The organism is Actinoplanes sp. NPDC051633 (genome assembly GCF_040681735.1).
In the GTDB taxonomy this organism is placed as follows: domain Bacteria; phylum Actinomycetota; class Actinomycetes; order Mycobacteriales; family Micromonosporaceae; genus Actinoplanes.
Genome location: NZ_JBFAZH010000772.1, coordinates 1 through 3,753, shown reverse-complemented (window position 1 = coordinate 3,753; position 3,753 = coordinate 1). Strand labels below are relative to the sequence as shown.

General features: G+C 76.8%; 2 protein-coding genes. Both read right to left on the bottom strand.

Translation table 11 applies throughout. The features are described 5' to 3' along the window. Positions 1 to 14 precede the first annotated feature (14 nt). On the bottom strand, positions 15 to 3,284 hold the full coding sequence (locus AB0M20_RS31695; RefSeq protein WP_364304000.1) for a BTAD domain-containing putative transcriptional regulator: 3,270 nt from the start codon (positions 3,282 to 3,284) through the stop codon (positions 15 to 17). 24 nt (positions 3,285 to 3,308) lie between these two features. Further along, a partial coding sequence (locus AB0M20_RS31690; RefSeq protein ID WP_364303999.1) for a hypothetical protein occupies positions 3,309 to 3,753 on the bottom strand: 445 nt, incomplete at its 5' end.

Here is a 3,753-nt window from a genome sequence, read left to right as displayed (position 1 = left end):
GCCGTGACCGCGGCTCAGCCGGCGGCCCGCTCCGCACGGGCCAGCCAGTGTGGCAGCCCGAGCTCGGCGCAGATCCGGCGGGCCCGGTCGACATGCTCGCGGGCGGCGGCCGGGTCACCGTCCGCCGCAGCGAGCTCGCCGAGGACCAGGTCTGTGCTGCCCAGCACGGCCACCGGCATCGTGCCGGCCAGCCGGCCGGCGTACGGCGTCAGCTGTGCCCGCAGGTCGCGCACCGCGTCGCGGTCGCCGAGTGCGATCCACACGTACGCCCGGAAGACGATGAACGTGGACCACAGGTAGTTCCACGGCAACGGCGGCTGCTCGGACCACGCGCCGAGCATCCGGCGGGCCTCGTCCGCGCGGCCCGCCTCGATCAGGGCGAGCGCCAGCACCTCGCGGAACGGCGCGAAGTGCTCGGCGACGGCCCGCAGGATCGGCACCAGCTCGGAAAGCCGGCCCTGCACCATGCGCAGCGCGGAGAGCTGGCACATCGCGATCCCCTCGCCGGCCATGGCGAGGGTGGCCTGGAACGCCTCCAGCTCGGCGATCGCGGTCTCCGCGCCGTCGAGGTCCCCGGTGAGCTGCCGCCACGTCGCCAGGCACCAACCGGTGATCATGAGAGCGGCCGGGAGCTGGTGCCGCCGCGCGAGGTCGTCGGCGCGCAGCAGATCGGCGTGCGCGTCGCCCAGCCGGCCCAGCTCGGCCCGGTCGGACGCCCGGGTGGTGAGCGCGCCGATCAGGCTGGACACGTCGTCGCGGGCCACCGCCAGCCCGATCAGCTCGTCGAGGATCGGCGCGCGGTGGTGCAGCAGATCGGGACGCAGCAGCGCCTGCACGGCCAGGCGCAGCACATGGAACCGTACGGTGTCGTGCGCGCCCGAGCCCCGGATCGCCCGCACCGCCTGCACCGCCTCGTCGGCGAGCGCGGTGGTCCGCGCGGCCGAGCCCGGCCGGTAGAGCAACTCCACCGCGAGCGACACCTGCAGGTGCGCGCGGGTCGCCGCCCGGTCGGCGGGCAGCCGCGCCAGCACCTCCTCCCACAGCGCCACCGCGTCGTCGTCCCAGTCCCCCGCGTTGCGCCAGCCCCACAACCCGGTCGTGATCGTCAGCAGCGCGTCCGCCGCCGCGCTCACGTCGTCGCGAGCCAGGGCCGCGGCCGCCGCGCGGGCGACCGGCCGCCACGCGTCGATCTGCCGGCCGAGGCGGATCAGGGCCGCCGCTTGGGCCAGCACCACGCCCTCGCGCTCCTCGGACGTGACCAGCGGGTCCAGGCCCTGCAGCTCCTCGGCCTCGGTGAGCAGCCGGAAGGCCTCGTCGTGGGCGGAGCGCCCGGCCGCCGCCAGGCCCGCTCGCCGGGCGAACACCCACGCCGACCGGGCGTGCACCGGCCCGGCCAGCCGGTAGTGCTCGGCGAGCTCGGCGACGTGTGAGCTCAGCGCGCCGGCGTAGCGGTGCTCCAGGGCGATGGCGACGTCGGCGTGCGCCCGGGCCCGGGTCGGGGCGGCCAGGCCGTGATAGATGGCGTCGCGGACCAGCGCGTGGCTGAACCGGAACCGCCCCGGCTCGAGCTCGGCGACCAGGCCCAGCATCAGCGCCGACTCGACGGCCTCGGCGACCTGCTCGGCGCTCACCCCGGCGGCGCGCCCGACGACCAGCAGGTCGAACGACCGCCCGGCGACCGCCGCCGTGCCGAGGACCAGCCCTGAGCTCTCCGGCAGCTGCGCCAGCCGCTGGCGGACCACGTCGCGGACGCCGTCCGGCACCGCCCGCCAGGTGTCCGCGCCCAGCGAGGCGAGGGCGCCGTCGCGGACCAGCAGGCGGACCAGCTCGGTGACGTAGAACGGGTTCCCCTCGGTGCGGGCCGCCAGCTCCGCGGCGGCTTCCGGCGGCATCCGCACGTCGGCGTGCTGCTCGACCCAGGCGGCGATGGCCCGGGCGTCCAGGCCGGTCAGTTCGATGCGTACGGGATCGGTGCGCGCCAGCGCCGCCAGCACCTCGACGACCGCGTCACCCATCTCGGCCGGCGCCGACCGCAGGGCGACGACCAGCACCACCGGCAGCGAGCTGACCTGCGTGCCGACCCGGCGCAACAGGCGCAGGCTGTCCGCGTCGGCCCAGTGGATGTCGTCGAGGACCAGCAGCGCCGGCGGGCCGTCCCGCAGCGCCGCGGTCAGCGCGGACGCCTGCCGGAAGCTGGCGGCCGCGGCGTCCACCACATCGCCCGGCGGCGCCTCCAGCAGGCCCGGCTGCCCCAGCGGCTGCCCCAGCAGCTGCCCGGTCGCCTCCGACCACCCCCACAGCGGCGGGCAGGCCTCCGCGTCCCAGCCGCCGCGCCCGCACCGGAACCCCCGGTCGCGCGCCCAGGCGATCACCGTCTCGGTCAACCGGGTCTTGCCGATCCCGGCCTCGCCGGTGACGATCACGGTCCGGCCGCGGCCGTCGAGCGCGTCGCGGAGCGCCTGATCGGCGGCGGCGAGCGCGTCGTCCCGGCCGAACAGCCGCCGCTCGTCCGGCGGCGCGATCACCGGGACGGGGCCGGCCTCGTGCGTGACATCGAGGCTGGAGTCCTGCCGCAGCACCAGCTCCTCGACCCGTCGCAGCTCCGGGCCCGGATCGACGCCCAGCTCGTCGGCCAGGTGCTCGCGGGCCCGGCGCAGCGCGGCGAGCGCGTCGCCCTGGCGCGCCGATCGGTAGAGCGCCCGCGCCAGCAGCGCCCACATCCCCTCGCGCAGCGGGTACAGGCGGACCAGCTGCTCCAGCTCGGCGACGGCCTCGGCGTGGCGGCCCTGCCGGATGCGTACGTCCCAGAGCTGCTCGGTCGCCGCCATCCGCAGCTCGTCGAGCCGGGTCGCCTCCGCTTCCAGGGCCGGCCCGGCGAGCCCCGCGTACGCCGGCCCCCGCCACATCCCCAGCGCCTCGGTCAGCAGCTGCTCGGCGCCCTCGGAAGCGCCGCGGGCGGTCCGGACGAGCTCGTCGAACCGCCGCGCGTCGACGTCACCGGCGGCGACGTCCAGGGAGTACCCGCCCGCGTGGGTCCGCAGCCGCTCGGCCGACCGCGCGGGGTCCAGCGCCTTCCGCAGCCGGGCGACGTACGACTGGAGCGAGGTCTCCACCCGCGCCGGTGGATCCTCGCCCCAGATCTGGTTGATCAGATACTCGACCGGCGCCGCACGGCCGCCCGCGGCGACCAGCAGGGCGAGCAGGGTGCGCGGCTTCGGGCCGCCCAGGTCGGCGACCCGGTCACCGATGGCCACCTCGAGGTCGCCGAGCACCTGGACACGCATTCCGCGATAGTAGGAGGCGGGTGATCACGCTGTCACCAGGTGTCGCTCCGCCGGGACGGTCGTGCGCGGTGCGCCGGCCAGCCCGGTGACCAGCGCGTACGTGGCGAACAATAGGGCCGACCCGGCGAACAGCGGGGTCAGCTCGGCGTCCGGCAGGACCAGCGTCAGCGGGACGGACACGGCGTGGGCCAGCCCGCCGACCGCCGCCGGCAGCCCCAGGAGGCGGCGGGCGCCGGGCCAGGCGGCCAGCTGGCGGAGGCCGAGGTACGACACGGCCAGGCCGGTGACGGGGTAGAGCAGCACGCTCAGCCAGACGTGTGTGGTGGCCACCGGCGCGGCCCCGCCATGGTGCAGGGCGTCGGAGTCGACCGCGGCGGCCAGGTGGAAGGCCGTCTCGATCACGTAGGCCGCGACCGCGACCGCGGCGACCCCCAGCGCGGGCCGCACGCCGGGCCAGGCGTTCTTCCGG

Bases quoted from the DNA above. Each gene is read 5' to 3' on its own strand.
- AB0M20_RS31695 (WP_364304000.1), bottom strand. From the start codon at position 3,284: ATGCGTGTCCAGGTGCTCGGCGACCTCGAGGTGGCCATCGGTGACCGG.